Annotated in this window: 1 pseudogene; it reads right to left on the bottom strand. The window is 66.5% G+C overall.

The window, feature by feature from the left end:
• Positions 1–260 (bottom strand): annotated as a pseudogene (locus tag AC0L2O_RS36975) (transglutaminase family protein); the annotation flags it as partial.

Here is a 260-nt window from a genome sequence, read left to right as displayed (position 1 = left end):
CGCGTCCTCGGCCGGCGTCGCCGCATTGGTGGTGCCCGGCGTATAGGCGACGCGCTCGCCGATCACCGCCATCAGCCGGTGCAATCTTTCGATATCAGTCCCCTCGCCGACCGAGGCCGCGAGTTCGCGAATGCCGCTGCCGACCGTGGTCAACGGGGTTTCATGGCCAAACAGCCAGAGCGGCGCGAAACCCTGATGTGGCCCGGAGACGCCAGATGTGTCGCGTGTCACCACCTCGCCTGATGCCTCGACGGTGATGA

This window comes from Bradyrhizobium sp. Kon10 (genome assembly GCF_055807395.1).
Note: the sequence above shows the minus strand (reverse complement) of the source record. Positions and strands in the feature narration are given on the sequence as shown.